We start from the raw sequence: 3416 nt of genomic DNA on the forward strand, positions 1-3416 counted from the left end.
GCATTCGTGCTCGCGGGCGCCGCCGGTGACCGATTGCTCATCCTCCCTGCCGGGGAGGCCGGCCCATTGGTGCCCGACGGCCGCGTAGAGGTCACCGGCGTCGTGCGCGCGCCGGAACGGGTTGCGGAAGAGCGGCGCCGAGAGTTGCCGCCCGTGACGCTGACGGACCTGCTCGATCGCACCGGGTCGCGGGCGTTTGTCGAGCAGGCGGAGGTCTCGATGGTCGAGGCGTCCTCGTGAGGTGCGCCGTCGGCATCCTCGCAACACTGCTGTCCTCCCTGGCCGTTTCGGGGTGCGGTGGCAACGAGCGGGTCGACAACGCGGTCGAGGCGCGTGAGGGCAACCAGGTCGAGCTGGCCGGTGTCCGATATCGCGTCGTCGTCTTCCGTGAGCTGAATCCGTTCGTGACCCCTGGGGACGCGCTATGGCGCGGGGACCCGCCTCGTGCCGGTGTGGGGCTGTACCTCGTATCCCTTTCCGCGTGCGGGGTCGACGACGAGCCGGCACGTGCCACGGATGAGGTTCATCTCGAGGACGCGTTCGGCCAACGTTTCATGCCCCGTGTGGCCGGCACCGTCGATGCCTACCAGTACGGACCTCGGATGCTCGAGCCCGGCGAATGCCTGCCGCACGAGGACAGTGCGGCCGACGAGACGTTCGGCGGTGCGGCGCTCGTGTTCGCGCTGCCGTTCGAAGCGATCGAGGAGCGGCCGATCGTGCTCGAGCTCGGTCATCCGGCCGGCGAGGATGAGGTGCGCATACAGCTCGACGTTTGAGGTGCGCGGAACCCGCCGCCGGGAGCGTCGCACCGGCTCAGCCCTCCGCCCCGGAGCGGCGGGGGACGGCTCCCGGCGGCGTCAGCGCCCAGTGCGGCGCCGCGACCGCCGTCGGCGCGGCGCGAACACCCACCGGCTGACGGCGCGACTGTCGCGCTGCCATGCGTCCGCGAGGTCGTCGACCGCCGTGGCGAGCGCCGTCGTCGCGGGTGAGTACCGCCAGCCGGTGCCGTCGTCGCGGCTCACCAATCGCGCTCGCGCGAGCGTGGCGAGCTCACGCTCGGTCCAGTTCGCCGGACTCTGAAGCGCGACGCAGAGCTCCTCGACCGTGTGCGGGCGATCGCCGTCCGCGCGAAGGCGCAGCAGCAACTCGACGGACCCTACGGACCCGAGGACGCCTTCATGCAATCGCTCGACGCTCGGTGGGGGCCAGTCACGCATCGGTCGGAAGCGACACTAGCCCCGCGTGCGCATGCTGATCGAGCGCCGGCGTCGGCAGGCTTACGGGTCACGTCGCCGCCGGGCTGTGTCCGGCGGCTCCGTGAGCGATCCTGCTGGCCGCGTCGGGGCCATGCCGCGGATCGCGGGGAGGGGACTCCACCTCCGGCTCTAAGCCAGAGGCAGGCCGATCATGCACCGGTGCAGGCGAGGCCCCTCTGCGCCCGGCAGCGTGCTTACGGTCACCGTCGGCCGGATTACGGCGGCGATCTCACGCAGGCTCGGCGGCGAGCGTGGCCCGCAGGTCACCGAGCGCGCATCTGACGACCTTGGCGGCGTGCGATGCCGACACGCCGATTCGCGTCGCGACCTCGCCGTAGGTCAGCTGCTGCTCATACCGCAGCCGCACGGCCTCCTCCGCGATCGGGTCGAGCTCGCACAGGGCTTGTTCGAGCTCGTCGCGTCGTTCACACGCGCGGTAGCCGGGATCGTGGCCGCCGATGCGATCTGAGAGTGCTGCTCCGGTGTCCTCGTCTTCCGTGGGTGCGTCGAGCGAGACCGACGAGAGAGCGCCGCCCGCGCACATGGCTTCGAGCAGGTCATCTAGCGGCCACCCGAGCCTCTTGGCGAGCTCCGCCGCGCCGGGCCGGCGCCCGAGCTGGGCGGTCATCTCGAGCTCCGCGTCCCTGACGGCCAGGTACGCCTCCTGCAACCGGCGCGGGACGTGCACCGCCCAGCGCGATGAGCGGAAGTAGCGACGAAGCTCACCGGCGATGGTGGGGACGGCAAAGGTCGAGAAGGCCGTTCCGCGCGTGGGGTCGAAGCGCTGGGCGGCTTGCACCAGTCCGAGCGCGGCGACCTGCTCCAGCTCCTCGAGCAGTTCCCGGTCGCCCCGCGCATAGCGCCGAGCCAGGTGCCTCGCGAGCGCGTGATGGGCGAGAACCAGGGTGTCGGTGTCGTTCTTTCCCTCGGGGGCCATAACAGGCAGCGTCGCGGACAGGGTGTCGAGAGGCCATGGGGTTCGTCCACCACGACGGAGGACGGAAGCCACCATCGGCGGCCCGCGGACTCCGCCAGACGTACGCCGGCGAACACCCCTTCGCGATCGGGGACTCGTGCGGCGCATACCTCCACCGACCCCATCCTCAGGAGGAAGTCATGAGAGTCCTGATTGCGTGCGCGGCGGTCGCCGCGCTCCTGTTCGCCGGTTGCGGCGATGACGAGGCGAGCACCGGCTCCGGAGGCGGTGACGGCTCGCAGACCAGCGAGGCGAAGGTGATCGACCCGGCGCTGGCGGACGACGCCAAGGGCGAGGTCCGCTACTGCACGGGCAAGGACACCTCGGGGGCGCAGAAGGCATCCGTGCGGGCGTTCAACGAAAACCACCAGGACGAGGGTCTGTCCGCGCGACTTGTCGAGTTCCCGGAGTCCGCCGACCAGCAGCGGACGCAGTTCATCCAGCGTCAGCAGGCAGGGTCCGGCGACTGCGATGTCTTCTACTCCGATGTCATCTGGACCGCCGAGTTCGCCTCGCAGAACTGGCTTTATGACATGACGCCCGTGGTCGAGGAGCGTCGCGACGAGTTCATCCCGTCGACGCTCGAGACCATCCGCTACGACGGCAGGTACTGGGGACTGCCCAAGCAGACCGACGCCGGCTTCCTCTACTACCGCACGGACCAGGTCGAGGATCTTCCGCAGACGTGGCAGGGCGTGTACGAGCTCGCCGAGCGCGAGGACCAGATCGTCTACCAGGGCGCTGGCTACGAGGGGCTCACCGTGAACTTCCTCGAGCTGGCCCTCGCCAACGGCGGCCGCGTCCTCTCCGAGGACGGCAAACAGAGCGAGTTCGACTCGCCCGAGAACCTCGAGGCGCTCGAGTTCATGGCCCAGGGCGTCCGCGACCGTGCGGCGCCACGCGCAGTGGTGACTTACATGGAGGAGCAGGCGCGGCGCGAGTTCCAGGCCGGCCGGGCGACCTTCATGCGCAACTGGCCCTACGCGTACGCGCTGGCCAAGCGCAAGGGGTCCGACATCCGCAACCGCTTCGCCGTCGCGCCCCTTCCCGCCTTCGAAGGGGCTGGAACCGCGGGCGTGCTGGGCGGCCACAACCTGGTGATCTCGGCCCACTCGAAGAACCCGGGCGGTGCGCTGCGGCTGGTCGACTACCTGACCTCGCCGGAAGCGATGGAGCGCGATGCT

5 protein-coding genes are annotated in these 3416 nt (G+C 70.2%); 3 read left to right on the top strand and 2 right to left on the bottom strand.

Going from position 1 to position 3416, the window contains the following annotated elements:
- A partial coding sequence (locus VFX99_RS09210; RefSeq protein ID WP_329666001.1) for a hypothetical protein occupies positions 1-240 on the top strand: 240 nt, incomplete at its 5' end.
- Positions 237-776 (top strand): hypothetical protein, encoded by a 540-nt coding sequence (locus tag VFX99_RS09215; protein ID WP_329666002.1) that lies wholly within the window; start codon positions 237-239, stop codon positions 774-776. The genes VFX99_RS09210 and VFX99_RS09215, both read left to right, overlap by 4 nt.
- A gap of 81 nt (positions 777-857) precedes the next feature.
- Here the strand turns inward: VFX99_RS09215 and VFX99_RS09220 are convergent, their stop codons facing one another.
- The gene (locus VFX99_RS09220; protein WP_329666003.1) at positions 858-1217 is read right to left on the bottom strand and encodes a hypothetical protein; all 360 of its coding nucleotides are present in this window, start codon (positions 1215-1217) and stop codon (positions 858-860) included.
- Positions 1218-1485: 268 nt separating this feature from the next.
- Positions 1486-2193 (bottom strand): sigma-70 family RNA polymerase sigma factor, encoded by a 708-nt coding sequence (locus VFX99_RS09225; protein ID WP_329666004.1) that lies wholly within the window; start codon positions 2191-2193, stop codon positions 1486-1488.
- Positions 2194-2372: 179 nt separating this feature from the next.
- On the opposite strand from VFX99_RS09225, the gene VFX99_RS09230 reads away from it, so the two are divergent.
- The coding region (locus VFX99_RS09230) for an extracellular solute-binding protein (RefSeq protein ID WP_329666005.1) at positions 2373-3416 on the top strand (1044 nt) is incomplete at its 3' end.

Origin of the sequence: Microbacterium sp., from assembly GCF_036277215.1 — a bacterium.
Taxonomy (GTDB): domain Bacteria; phylum Actinomycetota; class Actinomycetes; order Actinomycetales; family Microbacteriaceae; genus Microbacterium.